General features: G+C 60.0%; 19 protein-coding genes. 5 read left to right on the forward strand and 14 right to left on the reverse strand.

Annotated elements, in window-relative coordinates; translation table 11 throughout:
- Positions 1-59: 59 nt before the first annotated feature.
- From HNQ50_RS20715 to HNQ50_RS20730, 4 genes are all read right to left on the reverse strand, one after another.
- A complete protein-coding gene (locus HNQ50_RS20715; protein ID WP_184103131.1) occupies positions 60-1,484 on the reverse strand; it encodes a sensor histidine kinase in 1,425 nt (474 codons plus the stop codon).
- 5 nt (positions 1,485-1,489) lie between these two features.
- Positions 1,490-2,218: a response regulator gene (locus HNQ50_RS20720; RefSeq protein WP_184103132.1), complete on the reverse strand. Its 729-nt coding sequence runs from the start codon at positions 2,216-2,218 to the stop codon at positions 1,490-1,492.
- Positions 2,219-2,344: 126 nt separating this feature from the next.
- Positions 2,345-3,430: an MBL fold metallo-hydrolase gene (locus tag HNQ50_RS20725; RefSeq protein ID WP_221303298.1), complete on the reverse strand. Its 1,086-nt coding sequence runs from the start codon at positions 3,428-3,430 to the stop codon at positions 2,345-2,347.
- 122 nt (positions 3,431-3,552) lie between these two features.
- The gene (locus tag HNQ50_RS20730; RefSeq protein ID WP_184103134.1) at positions 3,553-4,287 is read right to left on the reverse strand and encodes a TIGR02117 family protein; all 735 of its coding nucleotides are present in this window, start codon (positions 4,285-4,287) and stop codon (positions 3,553-3,555) included.
- A 95-nt stretch (positions 4,288-4,382) separates the two neighbouring features.
- On the opposite strand from HNQ50_RS20730, the gene HNQ50_RS20735 reads away from it, so the two are divergent.
- Complete coding sequence (locus tag HNQ50_RS20735) at positions 4,383-4,973, forward strand: acyl carrier protein phosphodiesterase (RefSeq protein WP_184103136.1); 591 nt, start codon at positions 4,383-4,385, stop codon at positions 4,971-4,973.
- Positions 4,974-5,353: 380 nt separating this feature from the next.
- Here HNQ50_RS20735 and HNQ50_RS20740 read toward each other — a convergent pair whose 3' ends face one another.
- The 7 genes from HNQ50_RS20740 to cysG all read right to left on the reverse strand — a co-directional run bounded on the left by HNQ50_RS20740 (position 5,354) and on the right by cysG (position 13,193).
- A complete protein-coding gene (locus HNQ50_RS20740) occupies positions 5,354-6,268 on the reverse strand; it encodes a uracil-DNA glycosylase (RefSeq protein WP_184103138.1) in 915 nt (304 codons plus the stop codon).
- A complete protein-coding gene (gene rimI / locus HNQ50_RS20745; protein ID WP_184103140.1) occupies positions 6,268-6,717 on the reverse strand; it encodes a ribosomal protein S18-alanine N-acetyltransferase in 450 nt (149 codons plus the stop codon). The genes HNQ50_RS20740 and rimI overlap by 1 nt, the downstream gene beginning before the upstream one ends.
- Positions 6,714-7,406, reverse strand: a complete 693-nt coding sequence (tsaB, locus tag HNQ50_RS20750) for a tRNA (adenosine(37)-N6)-threonylcarbamoyltransferase complex dimerization subunit type 1 TsaB (RefSeq protein WP_184103142.1) — start codon at positions 7,404-7,406, stop codon at positions 6,714-6,716. The genes rimI and tsaB overlap by 4 nt, the downstream gene beginning before the upstream one ends.
- Before the next feature lie 74 nt (positions 7,407-7,480).
- Entirely contained in the window at positions 7,481-7,885 is a 405-nt protein-coding gene (locus HNQ50_RS20755) for a GFA family protein (protein ID WP_184103144.1), read from the reverse strand.
- A 15-nt stretch (positions 7,886-7,900) separates the two neighbouring features.
- The gene (locus HNQ50_RS20760) at positions 7,901-8,344 is read right to left on the reverse strand and encodes a GNAT family N-acetyltransferase (RefSeq protein ID WP_184103146.1); all 444 of its coding nucleotides are present in this window, start codon (positions 8,342-8,344) and stop codon (positions 7,901-7,903) included.
- Between the two features lie 475 nt (positions 8,345-8,819).
- Positions 8,820-11,399 carry an ATP-dependent chaperone ClpB gene (gene clpB / locus HNQ50_RS20765; RefSeq protein WP_184103148.1) on the reverse strand — a complete coding sequence of 860 codons (2,580 nt, stop codon included), beginning with the start codon at positions 11,397-11,399 and terminating at the stop codon, positions 8,820-8,822.
- A gap of 405 nt (positions 11,400-11,804) precedes the next feature.
- Positions 11,805-13,193, reverse strand: a complete 1,389-nt coding sequence (cysG, locus tag HNQ50_RS20770; RefSeq protein ID WP_184103150.1) for a siroheme synthase CysG — start codon at positions 13,191-13,193, stop codon at positions 11,805-11,807.
- Positions 13,194-13,351: 158 nt separating this feature from the next.
- Here cysG and HNQ50_RS20775 point away from each other — a divergent pair, with 158 nt between their 5' ends.
- Positions 13,352-13,657, forward strand: coding sequence for a c-type cytochrome (locus HNQ50_RS20775; protein ID WP_184103152.1), 306 nt, complete (start codon positions 13,352-13,354; stop codon positions 13,655-13,657).
- Between the two features lie 75 nt (positions 13,658-13,732).
- On the opposite strand, the gene HNQ50_RS20780 is transcribed toward HNQ50_RS20775, so the two are convergent.
- Entirely contained in the window at positions 13,733-14,413 is a 681-nt protein-coding gene (locus HNQ50_RS20780) for an SDR family oxidoreductase (RefSeq protein ID WP_184103154.1), read from the reverse strand.
- 99 nt (positions 14,414-14,512) lie between these two features.
- On the opposite strand from HNQ50_RS20780, the gene HNQ50_RS20785 reads away from it, so the two are divergent.
- The 3 genes from HNQ50_RS20785 (at position 14,513) to HNQ50_RS20795 (ending at position 17,471) form a co-directional block, all read left to right on the forward strand.
- Complete coding sequence (locus HNQ50_RS20785) at positions 14,513-14,980, forward strand: DUF4124 domain-containing protein (protein WP_184103156.1); 468 nt, start codon at positions 14,513-14,515, stop codon at positions 14,978-14,980.
- 117 nt (positions 14,981-15,097) lie between these two features.
- Positions 15,098-16,549, forward strand: a complete 1,452-nt coding sequence (locus HNQ50_RS20790; RefSeq protein WP_184103158.1) for an aminoacyl-histidine dipeptidase — start codon at positions 15,098-15,100, stop codon at positions 16,547-16,549.
- A 58-nt stretch (positions 16,550-16,607) separates the two neighbouring features.
- A complete protein-coding gene (locus tag HNQ50_RS20795) occupies positions 16,608-17,471 on the forward strand; it encodes a dienelactone hydrolase family protein (protein WP_184103160.1) in 864 nt (287 codons plus the stop codon).
- Positions 17,472-17,540: 69 nt separating this feature from the next.
- Here HNQ50_RS20795 and HNQ50_RS20800 read toward each other — a convergent pair whose 3' ends face one another.
- Together HNQ50_RS20800 and HNQ50_RS20805 are read right to left on the reverse strand one after the other, a co-directional pair.
- Positions 17,541-18,032, reverse strand: a complete 492-nt coding sequence (locus tag HNQ50_RS20800; protein WP_184103162.1) for a GNAT family N-acetyltransferase — start codon at positions 18,030-18,032, stop codon at positions 17,541-17,543.
- Between the two features lie 137 nt (positions 18,033-18,169).
- Complete coding sequence (locus HNQ50_RS20805; protein WP_184103164.1) at positions 18,170-18,922, reverse strand: c-type cytochrome; 753 nt, start codon at positions 18,920-18,922, stop codon at positions 18,170-18,172.
- Positions 18,923-19,046: the final 124 nt, after the last annotated feature.

Below are 19,046 nucleotides of genomic sequence, written 5' to 3' on the forward strand. Positions count from 1 at the left end.
GGATTCGCCTTTTGTCGTGCGGTTGTGTTGAGCGCGACGCCTTCGTGGGGCGCCGTCTGTTATGCGTTAAGCCCGAATCGGGATGGGCTTTTTTCTACAGGTAAAGTCAGAATGGCAATGGCGCCGGTGCTGCCGTTTTCCAATCGTAGCTGACCCCCATGTTTTTGCGCGATATTGCGCGCAATCGCCAGACCCAGCCCCACGCCGCCGGTCTCGCGGGAGCGCGAATTCTCTACCCGGAAGAACGGATCAAATACACTTTCCAGATGTTGCACAGGAATACCAGGGCCATTATCGGCAATGCGGATTTCCACCTGCCGGCCGATGACCACCGCCTGGACGCGCGCCTGTTCGCCATATTTGACGGCGTTTTCCACCAGATTACCCAGGCAACGACGGATGGAACTGACGCTGGCGCGCACGGCCACGCCGGTGTGGCCTTCGTAGCTGACATCCTGGCCGGTATCTGTGGCATCGGTACACACCGTTTCCAGCAGGGAGTCGATGTCCACGCTCTGGAAGTGCTCTACCGAATTCATGCTGCGCGCAAAATCCAGGCCTTCGCGCACCATTTGCTGCATGGCGGCCAGATCACCCAGCAGTTGCCGGCGCAAGATATCGTCAGAGACTTTTTCCAGACGCAAACGCATGCGCGTCAGTGGCGTTTGCAGATCATGCGCAATGGCCGAGAGCATGAACATGCGCTGTTCAATATGCTTGCGGATTTGCGCCTGCAAGCCGTTCACGGCCGCAATGGCATCACGGATTTCGCCCGGGCCTTTTTCCGGTAGCGGCGGGCGGTCAATATTGCGGCCCAGTTCTTCGGTCAGATTGGTCAGGCGGCGCAAGGGCTGTACCGCCATGCGTGCGCCCAGATAGGCCAGAATGGCAATCAGGCCAAAGAACACCAGCCAGTGCCACGGAAAATTGAAGCGGGGGCCGCCAAAGCCGGGTGGTGGCGGTGGCGCAAACGACCAGCCCAGCGCCAGATGCAAGGGCGTGCCATCACTCAGCGTGAGATCAAGCAAATGGCAGCCACCCCGATCACCACCGCCCGGCACCGGGCCGGGTGCACGCGGAAACAAGCCGCCGCCCGTCATGCTTTCGCCATGGTGTACGCAATCACTGGCGGCCCCGGCCTGGCGCACGCTCACCCCTTTGGGCAGGCGGGCGCGCAGCAAGGTGATCAGATCGCTGTCTTCAATACTGGCCAGCGGCTGCGGCGGCACCAAAGACGCCCGCAAGCCGACCTGCGGACCAGACTGGGCAATCTGGGGCCGCACTGAATCGGGCACGGATTCCATCAGCCGCACAAACTGGGCGACCCGTTCGGCCTCATGCTCGTTACGCATGGACTGCATGGTCTGGCGATCTTCGCGGATGGCCAGCGCAGCGGTCACAAAAATGGCCACCAGAATACCGGCCGCCAGCAGCAGGAAAACGCGATTGGTGATGGAACCAAAAAGGGTCTGCAATAATTTCATGCGGATCAATGTTCAACAGCGACGGTGGTCGACAGCACGTAACCTTCGTTGCGGACCGTCTTGATCAACTGCGGTGAACGCGCGTCGTCACCCAGTTTCTGGCGCAAACGGCTGATCTGCAAGTCAATGGAGCGCTCAAACGGATCAGCGTCACGGCCTTGTGTCATGTTCAGGATCTGGTCACGGTTCAGTACGCGTTGCGGGTGTTCCAGCAGGATTTTCAGCAAGCGGAACTCGCCGCCCGATAACATCACCAGCACACCATCGGTACGCACCAGGTGGCGGGCGCGCAGGTCCAGTGTCCAGCCAGAGAACTTCATGGCGGTGGCGTCGGGGGCGTCCAGGTTGGGCGGCAGCGCCCAGGTGCGACGCAAGACAGTGCGTACCCGGGCGACCAGTTCACGCGGCTCAAAAGGTTTGGTCAGGTAATCGTCGGCCCCCATTTCCAGACCCAGGATGCGGTCAACCGGATCACCGCGCGCGGTCAGGATGATCACCGGTACGCCCGAGGTGGCGCGCAAGTTGCGGCACAGCGTCAGGCCGTCTTCGCCGGGCAGGGTCAGATCAAGTACAACCAGATCGACCTTGCTGGTTTCCATGACTTTCTGCATGGCAATGCCATCTGCAGCCATGATGGTCTTGAAACCGTGCGAGTCCAGATAGTCGGCCAGCAGGGTGCGGATTTCCTGATCATCATCGACAACCAGGATGCGGGAGGGGGTTTGAGTGTCCATGGCGACCGATTATGTCAAAGCTGCAAAGGCGCACACGCCAGGTTTGTATCTGCAAGTATCAAACCGGACAAAAAGGACGCGCGGATACAAACTTTATGGTCGATTGCAAGGACTGATACAAAATACTCATTTGTCATAACGAGGGCCTTGCGTCGTGCCGGCCAGAACGCGGGTTTGTCCGTGGCGCAGCACAAAAAACTCGCCCGGTGCCAGCCCCTGGTCGGCACAAGCCTGTTCCAGGTCTTGCGGCGGTTGATCCAGCGCCTCGTCGGTCAGCTCAAACGTGCCCCAGTGAATGCCCATGGACTGGCGCGAGCGCAATTCACGATGTATCTGCACCGACTCGGCCGGGTTAACGTGCTGGTTGTGCATAAACCAGCGCGGTTCATAGGCGCCAATGCCAATGGCGGCAAAGTCAAAGCCATCAAAGCGTTCGGCAATGTCGGTGACATCTTTGGAATACCCCAGGTCGCCAGAGAAGAAGAACCTGAAACCGTTGACCTCCAGCACCCAGCCGCCCCAGAGCGTGGCGTTGCGATCCAGGGGCGTGCGGGCGCTCCAGTGCTGTACCGGTACAAAGGTGAGTGTAGCCGCGCCACTTTGCGCGCTCTCCCACCAGTCCAGCGTGATGAGTTTGTCGGCGGGCAGGCGGGGAAACTTGCGTTTCATCCAGATATCCATCCCCAGCGCCACCGCAAACACGGGCGGTCCACCGGCCTGGCGGTAGAGCGCAGACACGCTGGCGTAGTCCAGGTGGTCATAGTGATTGTGCGAGATCAGCACCAGATCAATGTGCGGCAACTCGCCCAACGCCACACCCGGCCGCTGGTGCCGCTTGGGGCCGGCAAACTGGACGGGTGAACAGCGCTCGCTGAATACCGGGTCGGTCAGGATGTTGAGCCCGGCCACTTGCAACAGCAACGTGTTATGGCCAATCCAGGTGACCGCCGGGTCTTGCTGGCGCTGGTGGATGAAGTCCAGATTGGGCGCGACAGCCGAAAGGTCGGCTGTCGGTGGCGGGGGCAGGTGCTGCGCTTTGCGCTCGGCTCGCCAGCGGCGCAGATCTTCGCCGGAAGGGCGGCCATGCGGATAGCGGTTACGAAACCCCGTGGGCGTGTGGTGGGATTTGGCGGCGTCGTAATGCAGGTTCCGATGCGGGTTGCCGGTCAGCGCGGTCAGCGCCAGTGCCAGTGTGCGTCTCATCCAGGTCATGAAGTGCGGCCTTTGGGGTCAGTGTTTTGGCAAAACGCGGGTGTGCGCCCGCTTTGATGATATCTGGTCGTTGACCGGGCAGAAAGTTCGCACCGATTAACCAGGGCGGTGGGCGTCTTCACTCATTGGCGCAGTTGCCAGAACAGGGCTTGATCGAAAGGGGACCACCAGGGCACACGGACGTGCGCGACCTCTAGTCCCGCACGTACCCACTCGTTGCAGGTCTTGAAGAGCGAGTAATGGCCGGTGGCCTCATAGAACGCATCATCCTGCCGATAGGCGCGGCCGCCCAGCCAGATTGCCTGATTTTGTGCATCAAGGCGGGTGCTGTGTTCAATGTACTCGACCAGATGCCGATAGTTGTCCGGGCTGAGCCGCAAGGCCATGCGTTGTGGGTCGCCGGTGGCAGGCATTGGCCCCCAGGACACATGCAACAAGGTGGTATCGCGGCCCGTCAGGGCATTGAGCGCGGTGGACAGTTTCAGATCAGCCCATGTGGGGGTATTCAGATAGAACTGGCGATCACCCCAGCCGATGGCGATGGCATCGGCCACTGGCGGGGACTGCCCGCTGCGGGTGTGGCGGGGCGAAAACCAGCGGGCCCAGTCGATGACCTCGTTGCGGGCGGGCAGCAGCAAATCGGTGTGCACGCCGTTGGTTTCCAGGTAAATCACAATGGATGCATCCGCGAGTTGCGCGTTGCGCTGTTTGGGCAAGACACCCAGTACCATTGCAGCCAGTAGATACAAGCTGATGGCGAGCCCCAGGGCTGCGATCAGAAACAGGACGGCACGCGGCAGCCACGGCATCCGGCGTGGGTTTGGTGCGGGGCAGGTGTCGGCGCAAGGAGAGGGCATGATCTGGCTTTCCAGAGATCGCAATGCGGGTGGTGCTTGATATGCAAGCCGCGTGGCCTGATCTTTTGTTGTATCAACTCTGCCCTGGTCACACCATGAATTACCTCGCCCACGTCTTGCTGGCTGGCCCCGCACCGGCTTATCGGCTGGGCGCCATGCTGGGTGATTTTGTCAAAGGTCCGCTACCAGGGGCGTTGCCACTGCCGGTGGCCGACGGCGTTGCCTTGCATCGCAGTATCGACGTCTTTACCGACGCTCACCCGGCTTTTCTGATCAGTCGGGCCCGGGTCAGTCATGCGCGGCGACGTTATTCCGGGATCATGATCGATATGTTTTACGATCATTTTCTGGCGACACACTGGGCCGAGCTGGGCCGGGATACGCTACCCGATTTTGCCCGCGACACCTATGCCTTGTTTGCGCAAAACAGCGCGCTGCTGCCACCACGGCTGGCGCAGATTCTGCCCAATATGACGCGCAATGACTGGCTGACCTCTTATCGCCGGCCAGAGGCCATTGCCGGTGCCATCAACGGCATGGCGACCCACCGGCTCAGCCAGCCTAACGCACTGGGTGGGGGCGGGGAGGAGTTACTGGAGAAATACGCGGAGTTTGAGGCGGATTTTCTGGCTTTCTGGCCAGAGGTGCTGGCCCATGCCCAGGGGTTTTTGCTGGCGCGCGGGTGAGGGGGCTGTTTCTGCGGGGAGAACCACTGCGTAGCCCGGATGGAGGCCGCGAGGCCGGGAATCCGGGGTGACTGGCCTGGTTCATATTGCTGAGGGCGTAGGGTGGATTCGGAGCGAAGCGACAATCCACCGTGGCTGCCACAAAGCTTTAAACCTTTGTTAGCGCCTTTGGCGCGTTGTTTGCAACCCGGCGGTGGCCGGAGCACGTTACTTTCTTTGGGGCCGCCGAGGTGTGTCGCCACCTCGGCGGCCCCCTCAGTCGGTCGGGAGCCTAAGGTCTCCCTCCACTCCATCGGCGCTGGGCTTTAATGGGGAAGGACAATCAAAAGCAACGGCAACGGCAACGGCAACCCGTTTGTTTGCAGGCCGCGCCATCAAACTCAACCCTTGGGCGGTATTCCGTTTTCCACTGATTTGAGCAACAGCAAATCACGCCAGGCCTTGGCTTTGTCCGGCAGGTTGCGCAAGAGGTAGGCCGGGTGATAGCTGACCACCACCGGTACGCCCTGGTAGTGATGTAACTTGCCACGCAGTGCGCTGACCGGCGCATCGGTCTGCAACAAGGTCTGGATGGCAAAGCGGCCGACCGCAAAAATCACGCGCGGTTGCACCAGCGCCACCTGACGGCGCAGATAGGGCGAGCATTGCGCCACCTCATCCGGCTGCGGGTTGCGGTTACCCGGCGGGCGACATTTGAGTACGTTGGCAATGTAAACGCGCTCGCCGCGCTTCTCACCAATGGCGTTCAGCATGTTGTCCAGCAACTGCCCGGCCGCGCCAACAAAGGGTTCGCCTTGCAGGTCTTCCTGCTGACCGGGGGCTTCCCCAATCACCATGATGTCTGCGTTGGGGTTGCCGACGCCGTAAACGGTGTTGGTGCGGCCCTGACACAGACCGCATGCGGTACAAGCGGCGACGGATTGCTGTAACGCTGCCCAGTCCATCTGCCCGATTTCCAGGCTGCGCGCGTCTTCTGCGGGGGCTTCGACCGGCGCTGGCGTGCGTTCGCGACCGGTGGGGGCTGCACCCGGGATGGCAATCGGGATCGACGGCGCCGGCCGGGCTGCGGGGGTTTGCGCAACTGCGGGTGCGTGCTCTGCCACCGCTGCGACCAGCGGTGCAATGTGCTCGCGGATTGGGGTAACGGTCGGCGCTGGCGCGACCGGCGCAGTGGGTGCCGCGTTGTCTGCCGGGGTCTCTAATGCGGCTTGTTCCTGCAAAGCCGCCAGCCGCGTGCGCTCCACCCACAGCGGGGTAAAGCCCATTTCATGCAGCAGGTTCTCGCGACGACCCATCAGGCGGCCCCAGTGAAGGCAAAGGCGTAGAGTACCGCATCCTCGCGCGCGCCGCCTGGCAGCGGGTAGTAACCTTTGCGCCGGCCCGATACGCTGCCGCCCAGTTTTTCATACAGGGCGCGGGCAGCGGTGTTGCCTTCGCGCACTTCCAGGAACATCTGTGCGGCGCCGCGCTGGCGCAGTTGGTCGATCAAGGCTTGCAGTATCTTGCGGCCCAGACCTTGCCCTTGCAGCCAGGGTGCCACGGCAATCAGCAGGAGTTCCGCTTCATCCAGCACCAGGCTGGCGATGGCAAAGGCAATGATTTCACCGTCGTCTTCCAGCACCAGACAGGTGTGGTTTTCCAGCGAGTCATGCCAGTGCCCCAGCGCCCAGGGGTGCGGATTGGTCTGGCTATCCAGCGCCAGAATGGCATCCAGATCGCGATGATGCAGCGCGCGGATTTTCAAGGCTTGGCGACCCGTTCGTGCGTTTTGAGGGCAACTTTATCGCGCAGATACAAGAGTTCTGCCTGATCCGCCGGCAGACCTTTGCCCGCATCAAACTGCGGCGCAGCCAGCTTGAGGATTTCCCGCGCGTGCGGAAAACGTTCAGCAATGTGCTGGCTGATCTTGCCGGCCAGACGGGTATTGAGTGCATCGGCATACGCGGCAAAACCGCTGCCCAGCACAGTCCAGCCAGCGTCGTCCGGCACGGGAACGGCGTCGGGGTCACAGACGGTGGCGGCGATAGCTTCTTGCCACTGGCCGTTGGCGTCGCGCTGCCAGGCCGCGCTGTAGACCTGGTTCATGCGGGCATCCAGGCAGGCATAGGCGCGCTCGGCCGGACATTGTTCAGCCAGGGCCAACAGGGTAGAGACGCCCAGAATCGGCACGCTTAAGCCAAACGCCAGACCTTGCGCAATGCCGCAGCCAATGCGCAGCCCGGTAAACGAACCGGGCCCCATACCAAACGCAATACCGGCGATGTCCTTGCGGGATACGCCGGTATCGGCCAGCAGTTGTTCAATCGACGGCAGGGTCAGTTCGGCGTGGCGCTGGCCGACGTGCCAGTCGCGCACGGTCACGCCCTCTGCGGTGCCAGAGAGTGCCAGCGAGAGGTATTCGGTAGAGGTATCAAGCGCAAGGTAATGAGGCATGGCCACGGGCCGACAGGCAAAGGCGCGATTTTACCACGCGTGTCGCCACCCTCGCAGGCCGTTTCAGATGGCGTTCAATCATGCGGTGGCAGTTCGGCAAACTGCGGCAACTGGTCGGTGATTTGATACCACGGCGCTTTGAATGCCACGTAGATGTGGTGATCGGGCTGACGCGTGGGCGTATCGGTCAAGGAGCCAATCCGCACATGAATGTATTCGCGGTCACGTACGGCAGAGAACAGCGGCGACATGCACTCGGCGCAGTAGGCGTCATAACCCTGGTCACTTTCATCCAGGTATTTGACGTGTCTGGTGCCTTGCGTGATGTGTACTTTGGCGGCCTTGATGCCGGCATAGGTATTGAAAGCCGAGCCGGTACGGCGGCGGCAGCGCTGACAATGGCAGTAGCCAGCGTATTCAAACGCGTCCTCTACTTCGTAATGCACCGCGCTGCACAGGCATTGTCCGCGCAATTGCATGATGCTCTCCGTGGTTCAGGCCAGCGCAATCTCATAGCGCACGTGATCCGAACGCGTGGCCAGTTTGTCGTACACCGCACGGGCGGCGGCGTTGTTGGTGTTGGTGATCCAGTATATGCGGTACCAGTTGTCCCGCTGGCCTTGCTCACGCAGTGCGGCAATCAGTTGCGAGGCAACCCCCATACGGCGTGCCGTCGGGCTGACAAACAGATCTTCCAGGTAGCACACATTGCGCGCGCTCCAGGTGTGCGGGTGGCATACGGTATGGCAAAAACCCAGCGGCTGGCCGTCGTCGGCCAGTGCAATCAGCCCATTGATGGGGGATGCTTCGTCCAGCAGACGTTGCCACAAGGTGGCGTTGACCTCGCCTGAGAGCGCCGAGTGATAAAACTGGCAGTAGTCCTGCCAGAGGGTGAGCCAGGCGGTATGGTCGGTGGCAATGAGCGGGCGGATTTGCATGGCAGGGCAGGCTGATTGATGAGGATCAAACCCTAACCGGGTGGCAGAAGGCAGTCAATGTAGCCCGGATGAAGGCCAAAGGCCGGGAATCCGGGGCGGGGACGCCTGAACAGAACCCCGCCCTGGTACACATTGCCACCCCGGATGCTCGCCTGCGGCTTCGTCCGGGCTACGATGCTGCGGTGCCGGCACACCACCTCGTCATTCCTGCGAAAGCAGGAATCCAGCCCGCAGCCCAAGGGGCTGCTTGCGGTGGATGACCGCTCTACTCCGGATTCACCCTGACAACCATGCAGGTATTGCAGCTGGATTCCGGCTCAGGGCCGGAATGACGAATCCGTGGGATGTGTGTTGAATGGGCCGGGGCCAATGCACCCCGGACTCCCGCCTGTGGCTCCATCCGGGCTACGCGTTCGCAGATACCCATAAAAAAAAGCCCGCACAAGGCGGGCTTTTCTCCAAAGGGCAACGGTGCTCAGGCTTTACCGAACTTCACAATGCCGTTGCTGGCATCGACCGTGACCACGTCCTTGGCCGCAAATTCGCCAGACAACAGCTTTTTGGCCAGCGGGTTTTCGATCTCCGTCTGGATTGCGCGCTTGAGTGGCCGCGCGCCATACACCGGATCGAACCCGGCATCGGCAATCAGGTCGACCGCCGTATCGCTGACCTGCAGGCCAATCTCCATCTGCGCCAGCCGCTTTTCCAGCCGCGCCAGTTGCACGCGGGCGATATTGCGGATTTGCAGTTGATCCAGCGCGTGGAACACCACGACCTCGTCGATCCGGTTTACAAACTCTGGCCGGAAGTGGGTTTTTACCTCCGCCATCACGGCCAGTTTGACCACCTGGTATTCCTGTTCTGCCATCGCCTGAATTTGCTGCGAACCCAGGTTGGAGGTCATCACCACGACCGTGTTCTTGAAGTCCACCGTGCGGCCCTGGCCATCGGTCAGGCGACCATCGTCCAGCACTTGCAACAGCACGTTGAACACGTCCGGATGGGCCTTTTCGACTTCATCCAGCAAGATCACGCTGTACGGCTTGCGGCGCACGGCTTCGGTCAGATAACCGCCTTCCTCGTACCCGACATACCCCGGCGGGGCGCCAATCAAGCGGGCCACGGAGTGTTTCTCCATGAATTCGCTCATGTCGATGCGGATCAGGTGCTCTTCCGAATCAAACAAAAACTCGGCCAGCGCCTTGGTCAGTTCGGTCTTGCCAACCCCGGTTGGCCCCAGGAACAGGAATGAACCATAAGGCCGGTTGGGGTCCGCCAGACCAGAACGCGAACGGCGGATAGCGTCGGACACCAGGCGCACGGCCTCGTTCTGCCCAATCACGCGCTTGTGCAAGACGTTTTCCATGCCCAAGAGCTTGTCGCGCTCGCCCTGCATCATCTTGGATACCGGAATCCCGGTAGCGCGGCTGACCACTTCGGCAATTTCTTCCGCACCCACTTGCGTGCGCAAGAGCCTGTTGGGCGTGTCCTGGCCTTCAGCGGCCTCCGCCACGGTCAGCTTGTCTTCCAGTTCCGGCAGCTTGCCGTATTGCAGCTCGGACGCTTTGTCCCACTCGCCACGGCGGCGGGCGGCATCCATCGCCAGCTTCACCTGTTCAATCTCTTCGCGGATCGACTGGCTGCCCAGCACAGCGGCTTTCTCGGCTTTCCAGATTTCTTCCAGATCTGAATACTCTTTGGAGAGCGTTTCGATCTCGGTCTCGATCAGCGCCAACCGGCGTTGCGAGGCCTCGTCTTTCTCTTTCTTCACCGCTTCGCGTTCGATCTTGAGCTGGATAATGCGCCGATCCAGCTTGTCCATTGACTCTGGCTTGGAGTCGATTTCCATCTTGATCTTGGCTGCGGCCTCATCGATCAAGTCGATCGCCTTGTCTGGCAAGAACCGGTCCGTGATATAGCGATGGCTCAATTCGGCCGCTGCCACAATCGCCGGGTCGGTGATCTCCACACCATGGTGGATTTCATACTTTTCTTGCAGACCACGCAGGATGGCGATGGTGTCTTCCACACTCGGCTCATCGACCAGCACTTTCTGGAAACGGCGCTCCAGCGCGGCATCTTTCTCGATGTACTTGCGGTATTCGTCCAGCGTGGTGGCGCCAATGCAATGCAACTCGCCGCGCGCCAGCGCTGGCTTGAGCATATTGCCCGCGTCCATGGCGCCTTCGGCCTTGCCCGCACCGACCAGCGTATGCAACTCATCAATAAAGATGATGGTGCTGCCTTCATCCTTGGCCAGTTCGTTGAGCACCGCTTTCAGGCGTTCTTCAAACTCGCCGCGATATTTGGCACCGGCCAGCAACGAGGCCAGATCCAGCACCAGCAAGCGCTTGTGCTTGAGCGAATCAGGTACTTCGCCTTCGATAATCCGTTGCGCCAGCCCTTCCACAATAGCGGTCTTGCCTACGCCCGGTTCACCAATCAGCACCGGGTTGTTCTTGGTACGGCGCTGCAACACCTGAATGGCGCGGCGGATTTCATCATCACGGCCGATCACCGGGTCCAGCTTGCCTTGACGAGCACGCTCGGTCAGATCAAGCGTGTATTTGTTGAGCGCCTCACGATTTTGCTCGGCATCGGCGTTATCCACCGCCGCACCGCCGCGCACGGCATCAATAGCCGCTTCAATGGCTTTCTTGTTGCCACCGTGCTGTTTCAGCAATTTGGCGGCATCGCTCTTGTCATCGCTCAGCGCCAGAATCAGCGAGTCGCTGCTGATGAACTGATCGCCGCGTTTGCTGGCGGTTTTGTCGGTCAGGTTCAACAGGTTAGCCAGATCACGCGACACGGTGATCTCGCCGCCGTTGCCTTCTACCTTGGGCAGGCGATCAATACTGTCTTGCAGTGCGTTCTTGAGCGGCTGCACGTTGACCCCGGCGCGGGCCAGCAAGGCACCAGTGCCAGACTCGGGGTCGTTGAGTAAAGCCAGCAGCAAATGCTGCGGCTCGATATAGCTGTTGTCGTTAGCCAGCGCCATGCTCTGGGCATCGGCAAAGGCTTGCTGGAACTTGGTGGTCAGTTTGTCGAAGCGCATAGTGGCCCTCTATCAATGTGCGTTATTGCACAAAAGATGGGCACCATTAAGACCATTTCAAGCGTGGGGAGATGTGGAAAATTTTTGCTGTGGAAAATGGAGGAAGGCTTGAAAAGCGGCTGGGGGGAAAGGGGGACTGACGTGAGGAGTGAGGAGTGAGAAGGATGCATACCCCAGACTCGTCATTCCGGCCTTGAGCCGGAATCCAGGTGTAAACAGGTGTGCCGCAGGCACTGACAATGGTTTATCAAATGGTTTGCCAGTGTCTGCCCACCTTTGGTGGGCGTCCCTCGGCGGTACCCTGGATTCCGGCGCAAGGGGGCCGCCGAGGACCGGAATGACGAAGTGGTGGTGCACGAAAAAAGAGGTTGCAACCGGCAGACCGGCACTCACACACCTCAAACCTCAATTCTTGCGCCAGGAGAGCTTGTCCGCCAGCGTCACCACGCCCCCCACAATAATCAGTGCCGGCGGCTTCACCCCTTCTTGCTCAATCAAGCCAGGCAGTGTGGCCAGCGTGCCAATCAAGGTCTTCTGATGCGGCGTTGTCGCTTGCTGCACGATGGCTGCCGGGGTGTCTGCCGTGCGGCCGTGTGCAATCAGTTGCTCGCAAATACGCCGCGCCTGCTTCACACCCATATAAATCACGACGGTTTCTGTCGGATTGGTCAGTCTTGGCCAGTCCAGTTCAATCTCACCCGCGCGCCGGTGCCCGGTGACAAAGGTGACCGATTGCGCGTAGTCCCGGTGGGTTAACGGAATACCGGCGTAACTGGATGCGCCAGACGCCGAGGTAATGCCCGGCACCACTTCAAACGGAATTTGCGCGGCGGCCAGTTCTTCGATCTCTTCACCGCCCCGGCCAAAGATAAACGGGTCACCCCCTTTAAGGCGCACGACGGTTTTGCCTTGCTGCGCCAGACGCACCAGCAGCCGATTGATTTCTTCTTGCGGCAGCGCGTGGTTGTCGGCTTTCTTGCCCACGTAAATGCGCTCTGCATCGCGCCGTACCAGTTCCACAATGGCCGGTGAGACAAGGTTGTCGTACAGCACCACATCGGCCTTCTGCATCAACCGCAGGGCGCGGAAAGTCAGTAAATCCGGATTGCCAGGACCAGCACCGACCAGATAGACCGCACCCTGGGTCAGTTCGGCATCGCTAGCCTTGTCCAGCGAGTCATGCAGGCTGGCCAGTGCACCGGCTTCGTCGCCGGCCAGCGCTTGTTCTGCCGCCACCCCATCCAGTGCTTGCTCCCAGAAGCGGCGGCGCGCGCGTTCATCGTCGCCAAACCGCTGTTTGACGGCATCGCGCAACTGACCGGCCAGTTTGGCCAGTACGCCGTAACCATGCGGGAGGATGGCTTCCAGGCGGGCACGCAGCAGGCGGGCCAGCACCGGGGCCTGGCCACCTGTCGACAAGGCAATTTGCAGCGGAGAACGGTCAATGATGGCTGGCACAATAAAGCGGCAACGCGCCGGGTCATCCACGACATTCACCAGGATGCCGCGCGCTTCACAGGCCTCAAAAACCCGCCGGTTGACCACTTCATCATCTGTGGCGGCAATGACTACGCGTTGCCGCTGGATATCTTCTTCGGCAAAGGCGCGGGCCACATGGTTAATCTTGCCCTCACTGGCGTATTGCGCCAGTTCCGTGACCAGTTCTGGCGCAATCAGCGTCACGCTGGCGCCGGCACCCAGCAACAGACGCGCTTTGCGCAGGGCGACTTCGCCACCACCGACAATCAGGCACTCTTGCTGGTTGAGGTCAAGAAACAGCGGGAAATAATCCATGGTCTATCCGGAAAGAGGGAGCAAAGCGGCTCAGTGGCCTGACGCTGGTCAAGACATACACCATGCCATTGTTCTAGTCTGAACCATTTGGCGCGCGCCAGTACAGCCGCGCATTTTACCGCGAACCGCCCATACCATGCCGGGCAAAAGGAATCCTTATGTTGCTGCGCAGTGCATTGTTGTTGCTGGTGTTGTCCACGCCCGCTCTGGCGGCAGACCCGCAGGATCTGGCCAAGAGCAAAAACTGTTTTGCCTGTCATGGGCTGGATAACAAAATCGTGGGCCCGGCCTGGAAAGATGTGGCGGCCAGGTTCAATGGGCAAAAGGGCGCAGAGCAGTTGCTGGCAGACAAGATCAAAAATGGCAGTAGCGGCACCTGGGGCGCGGTGCCCATGCCGCCCAACCCGGTCAGCGATGCGGAGGCGGCACAGTTGGCCAAATGGATTCTGACCCGCAAATATTGAACGTGGGTCAGGGGCAGGGTAGCCCCATGAAAAAGCCGGAACGCAATCCGGCTTTTTTTGTCTTTACGGGATGACTTACCAGGGCAAAGGCGTGCCATCAAAGTTGTAAAAATGACCTGATTCATCCGGCCCGGCCTGATGAATGATGCGGCGCATACCGGCAACGGATTCTTCTGGCGTGACCAGCGCGCCCGGGCCGCCCATATCTGTTTGTACCCAGCCAGGATGAAACAGCAACACGGTGTGGCGGCGGCCCAGGTCTAGCGCCAGGCTCTTCACTGCGGCATTCAAGCCTGCCTTGGCGCTACGGTAGTGATAAGCCGCGCCGGAATGATTGTCGGCAATGCTGCCCATTTTGCTGGTCAGCGTGGCGATTTTTGCATGGCTTGCCAGGCGTGGCAGCACGGCTTCGACTACCTTGATGGGAGCGATTGTGTCGATGGCCAGCGTTTGTAACCAGGTCTCGACCTCGGTATGACCCAGGTCTTGCCGGTTGCCGCCGTAGAAGCCCGCATTGTTGATCAGCAGGTCGATCCGCTCATCGGCAAGGGTTTGCCCCAGCGCCGCGACACCCGGCCAATCGGTGATATCAAGCAGTATGACTTTCAACTGGTCAGGCCAGGCAATCTGCAGGCTGGAGAGCGCCGGGCTGACCTCACGCACAGTGACGATCACCCGCCAGTTGTCTTGCAGGTATTGGGTGGCAAATTCAAGGCCGATGCCTCGGCCTGCGCCAGTAATCAGAACGGTACTCATGAAGGCTCCGGGTGCTTGCACAAGAAAGGAACTCGGTGGGTAGAACCTACAAGAACAAAGCATATCAAGCAGTGCAAGGCGCTGCCTCAGGAGGATGTTATGCGCAAATCAACGGGTTGCGTACTGTTTGCCGCCCTGTTCGCCAGCCAGTTGGCCATCGGGGCGGATGTCTACAAATGTCAGGACGAACAAGGCAAGGTGACTTACGGGCAGACACCTTGTCATGCCCAGCAAAAGCGTTTGCCCTACGAGGCCGGCACGGTGACCACCATTGAAGTACCGCGCCGGGTGGTCACACCCACTCCTGCGCCGGTCGAAACTCCCGCACCTGCAACCAACCCCGCTGCGGTACAAGGGCAGCCGACACCCAATCCGCAGCTCCCTGCGGGCGACAACTGCAATATGGATAACCCGGCCTACGATCCGGTCTTCTGTCAGCCCAATAACCTGCGCTCTGTTTACGGTAATCCGGTGGATGACACGGGCCGGGGGTCTTCATCAGGCGACGCCAACCGGCAGCCGCTACGCAACTGGCCACGGGTTCAGCCACTGCCGGGCGGGCGTTGAGCAGGTGGGGTGTGTGCGGATATTTACTGCCAGCACCGTCGGCCACGGGTAACATCCCGGTTTTCTGTTTGTCCGCTTTTGATTGAGTTGATTGAGTTGATTTAGGGAATAGTAAAGATGCCGTTGTCGCAATTGCAGCCGGCGCTGTTGTGGCGCCATTTCCAGACGCTGTGCAGTTTTCCCCGCCCGTCCAAGCATGAAGCCGCCTTGCGCGCGCATTTGCAGGATTGGGCCAAAGGCCAGGGCCTGGCGTATGAAGTGGATGCCACTGGCAATCTGTTAATCAAAAAGCCCGCCACACCGGGTCTGGAAGATCGCCAGACCGTGGTGTTGCAAGGTCACCTGGATATGGTGACGCAAAAAAACGCCGATACCGCGCATGATTTCCATACCGACCCGATTCGCCCGCGCGTGCAAGAGGGCTGGGTGCGCGCTGAGGGAACTACGCTGGGCGCAGATAACGGCATTGGTGTCGCCGCAGCACTGGCTGTGCTGGAAAGCAAAGACATCGAACACGGCCCGCTGGAAGTGCTGCTGACCGTCGATGAAGAAGCCGGCATGAGCGGCGTACACGGTTTGCAGTCGGGCTGGCTCGCGGGCCAGTTGCTGCTTAATCTGGATACCGAAGACTGGGGCGAGTTGTATGTGGGTTGCGCGGGCGGGGTCGATGTCGCCGTCAGCCGCCCGCTGGCATACGAGCCCATTGTGGCCGGGATGCAAGTCCTGCGCGTAGCCGTCAAGGGCTTGCACGGTGGGCATTCCGGCGTGGATATCCACCTGGAACGGGGCAATGCCAACCGGCTTCTGGCCCGTGTGCTGGATGACTTGCTGGCGCTGCCGCACGCGCGTCTGGTGACGTTTGAAGGCGGCACTTTGCGCAATGCCTTGCCGCGTGAAGCTTTTGCGGTGATCGCCGTGGCCGAAGAGGGCAGCGATCGCGTGCAGGGCGTGGTGCGGCGCTGGCAACAGCGGTTGAGCCGCGAACTGGCGCGGGTGGATGAGGGCATCAAGCTGAGTGTCGAGAGCGCGCAAGCCACGCAAAGCCTCTCCGCACCAACCAGCCGCCAGGTGATCGACCTGTTGATGGCGCTGCCACATGGGGTATCGCGCTGGAGCCAGGCTGTACCGGGGGTGGTGGAATCCTCCAATAACCTGGGCGTGGTCCGTGTCGGCGAAGCTGGATTCTCTGCGTTATTACTGGTGCGCTCGCTGACCGACGAAGGTCAGGATGAAGTGGCTCGCCGGATTGAAGCCATCGCCCGCATGGCCGGTGCGCAATCCGAGCGCTCCGGCGCTTATCCTGGCTGGACGCCTGATCTGTCTTCCACCGCACTCAAGCTGGTGCAGGATGCCTACCAGGCGCGTTATGGCAAGGCCGCCGAAATCAAGGTCATCCACGCGGGTCTGGAATGTGGTTTGATCGCGGGCAAATACCCGGCGATGCAGATGGTCTCGTTTGGTCCGACGGTTCGTGGCGCACATTCGCCGGATGAACGCGTGGAAATTGAAAGCGTGGCGTATTTCTGGGACTTGCTGGTGGACGCACTCAAGGCAGTGCCGGTGCGCTAAACCTGCAGGTGCAGTCTGGTTTGTTTACAGTTTTTGATAGCACTGGAGGGCAATATCCATGTCGGTTCAAGACGATCAAATACCCGCTGCACCCGCAAGTCCCCCCCGCCGGGGTTTCCTTGGCGCCACCCTGGCAACGGGCTTTGCCCTTGCGGTGCGGCCCGTTGCCGCATCCACCATCACGACCGACTCGGTGGGGCTCACTGCCGGTGCCATTACCATTGCGGTGAATGGTGGCGACATGCCGGCCTATCGGGCCCGGCCCGCGACCGGTCAGGGCCCGTTGCCGGTGGTGATCGTGGTGCAGGAAGTCTTTGGTGTGCATGAACACATCCAGGATGTGTGTCGGCGTCTGGCCAAGTTGGGTTATCTGGCCATTGCCCCTGAGTTGTATTTTCGGCAGGGCGACCCGCGCAAATATCCGGAAGTGGCCGATCTGCTCAAGAACATCGTGAGTCAGGTGCCCGATGAACAAGTTCTGTCTGACGTGGATGCCACGGTGAACTACGCCGTGGCGAACGGCGGCGACCCGGCCCGGCTGGCCTTGACCGGTTTTTGTTGGGGTGGCCGCATTGCGTGGCTGTATGCAGCGCATAACCCGCGCATGAAGGCCATTGCGGTCTGGTATGGCCAGGTGTTGCAACCGTCCACGGCCAATAGCCCCAAGTCACCGCTGGATCTGGTGGCGCAAATGAAAGTGCCGGTGATTGCCTTTTATGGGGGCAAGGACCAGGGGATTACTCAGGAAAACGTGGGCAAGATGCGCGCGGCAATGGACGCGGCCGGCAAGTCATTTGAATTGCATGTCTATCCGGAAGCCGGACATGGTTTCAATGCGGATTACCGCCCCAGTTACAATGCCGAAGCCGCCACGGATGCCTGGCAACGCATGCTGGGCTGGTTCCACAAATACGGCGTATGAGCGCATCATGGCGCAAACAAAAAAGCCGGCAGGGATGCCGGCTTTTTTCATGATGTCGGGGGCCAGCGCTTAATCTTCGCGCGCGGCCATTTGATCCAGCGCTGCGCCATGCACCCGGCAGATCCGCCAGTCTGGCATGACGGTCGCGCCCAGCCCTTCATAAAAGCCGATCGCGTTCACGTTCCAGTCCAGCACACTCCATTCAAAACGGCCAAAACCGCGTGCTTTGGCGATTTTGGCTAACTGCAGCAACATGCGCTTGCCCAGACCCATACCGCGCGCCTGCGGGCGCACATAGAGGTCTTCCAGGTAGAGGCTGCGACGGGTCAAGAAAGTGGAATAGCTCTGGAAATAGAGCGCAAAAGCCAGGACGTTATCGCCATCTTGTGCAATCAAACATTCAATCAGCGGTTTATCGCCAAACAAATCGGCGGTCAGGCGTTCCGCACTCATATCGAGTAAATGGGTCAATTTCTCGAATTCGGCCAACTCGGTCACCATGGCGAGAATTTCATTTACATCGGCCGGGGTGGCGGGGCGAATCTTTACGTGGGCGGACATCCGCTGCTTCCTTATGCTGGTTTTGCTAAAACAATCCGCCGGAGCGGTAAAAACAAAACGGGCAGCACTGGCTGCCCGTCCGGTCGTTCTATTTACGAAAAAACGTGCAAAAAGTAATCAATGCTGGCAAATCATGCTTATTTGGCGTGATTGATCATATAGTGCGCAGCAGCCCGGAACTCGTCGTCGCTACCGCTGTAACCACCTTTCGGTGGCATGGCACCATTGCCGTTCTTGAGTACGTTTTCGATCACGTCTTCAGGTTTTTTGCCTTGCAACTTGGCTGACCAGTCTGCCTTGTTGCCAAACTTGGGTGCACCTGCTGCACCGGTACCGTGGCAGGCCTGGCAAGTGCTTTCATACACTTCCTTGCCCTTGGTTTCCGGATCAACTACGCCACCAGCCGCTGCGGCGGGTGCTGGTGCTTCAAACTTGGCACCGGCGTCGTCGGCCATATAAGCCACCGCACGTTTGACTTCGTCATCGGTCAGATCCGTCGAACCACCGCGTGCCGGCATGGCATTGAAGCCCTTGATCGCGTGGGTCCAGAGGGTTTCAAACCCCTTGGAAATACGCGGGCCCCAGGCGGCGGTATCGCCAAACTTGGGTGAACCCATCAGCCCTGCGCCGTGACAGGAAATACAGACACTTTCAAATACAATTTTGCCGCTGCGCTGCCCAATGGGTGCGCTATCAACCACTTTGCTGATCCCAATGGGTTGCAGGCGAGCTTCAATGGCTTGATCGGTCATGGTCATCAAACCCAGATTCACCCCGCTGCCGGAGGTGAACAGTTTGACCACCATGAAGATAAACAACGGCACGCCAACCAGCGCCGCAACGATGAGGCCGACAAAGCTCTTAACTCCTGAGGCGTTTGAACCACTCATGCTGCCATCCCTTTTTATCGTGAAGTCAGGTGAATCAAGTCAAGAATTTGCGCCGGATTATACCGGCACGGTAGTACGGGCGAAAGCTGCGTAGACGCTCTCAGCCAAACACGGTATTATCCAA

The organism is Silvimonas terrae (assembly GCF_014202765.1).
In the GTDB taxonomy this organism is placed as follows: Bacteria; Pseudomonadota; Gammaproteobacteria; order Burkholderiales; family Chitinibacteraceae; genus Silvimonas; species Silvimonas terrae.

Bases quoted from the DNA above. Each gene is read 5' to 3' on its own strand.
- HNQ50_RS20715 (WP_184103131.1), bottom strand. From the start codon at position 1,484: ATGAAATTATTGCAGACCCTTTTTGGTTCCATCACCAATCGCGTTTTC.
- HNQ50_RS20795 (WP_184103160.1), top strand. From the start codon at position 16,608: ATGTCGGTTCAAGACGATCAAATACCCGCTGCACCCGCAAGTCCCCCC.
- HNQ50_RS20805 (WP_184103164.1), bottom strand. From the start codon at position 18,922: ATGAGTGGTTCAAACGCCTCAGGAGTTAAGAGCTTTGTCGGCCTCATC.
- HNQ50_RS20735 (WP_184103136.1), top strand. From the start codon at position 4,383: ATGAATTACCTCGCCCACGTCTTGCTGGCTGGCCCCGCACCGGCTTAT.
- HNQ50_RS20755 (WP_184103144.1), bottom strand. From the start codon at position 7,885: ATGCAATTGCGCGGACAATGCCTGTGCAGCGCGGTGCATTACGAAGTA.
- HNQ50_RS20720 (WP_184103132.1), bottom strand. From the start codon at position 2,218: ATGGACACTCAAACCCCCTCCCGCATCCTGGTTGTCGATGATGATCAG.
- clpB (WP_184103148.1), bottom strand. From the start codon at position 11,399: ATGCGCTTCGACAAACTGACCACCAAGTTCCAGCAAGCCTTTGCCGAT.
- HNQ50_RS20780 (WP_184103154.1), bottom strand. From the start codon at position 14,413: ATGAGTACCGTTCTGATTACTGGCGCAGGCCGAGGCATCGGCCTTGAA.
- HNQ50_RS20725 (WP_221303298.1), bottom strand. From the start codon at position 3,430: ATGACCTGGATGAGACGCACACTGGCACTGGCGCTGACCGCGCTGACC.
- HNQ50_RS20775 (WP_184103152.1), top strand. From the start codon at position 13,352: ATGTTGCTGCGCAGTGCATTGTTGTTGCTGGTGTTGTCCACGCCCGCT.
- HNQ50_RS20800 (WP_184103162.1), bottom strand. From the start codon at position 18,032: ATGTCCGCCCACGTAAAGATTCGCCCCGCCACCCCGGCCGATGTAAAT.
- tsaB (WP_184103142.1), bottom strand. From the start codon at position 7,406: ATGCCTCATTACCTTGCGCTTGATACCTCTACCGAATACCTCTCGCTG.
- cysG (WP_184103150.1), bottom strand. From the start codon at position 13,193: ATGGATTATTTCCCGCTGTTTCTTGACCTCAACCAGCAAGAGTGCCTG.
- HNQ50_RS20760 (WP_184103146.1), bottom strand. From the start codon at position 8,344: ATGCAAATCCGCCCGCTCATTGCCACCGACCATACCGCCTGGCTCACC.
- HNQ50_RS20785 (WP_184103156.1), top strand. From the start codon at position 14,513: ATGCGCAAATCAACGGGTTGCGTACTGTTTGCCGCCCTGTTCGCCAGC.
- HNQ50_RS20740 (WP_184103138.1), bottom strand. From the start codon at position 6,268: ATGGGTCGTCGCGAGAACCTGCTGCATGAAATGGGCTTTACCCCGCTG.
- HNQ50_RS20730 (WP_184103134.1), bottom strand. From the start codon at position 4,287: ATGCCCTCTCCTTGCGCCGACACCTGCCCCGCACCAAACCCACGCCGG.
- HNQ50_RS20790 (WP_184103158.1), top strand. From the start codon at position 15,098: ATGCCGTTGTCGCAATTGCAGCCGGCGCTGTTGTGGCGCCATTTCCAG.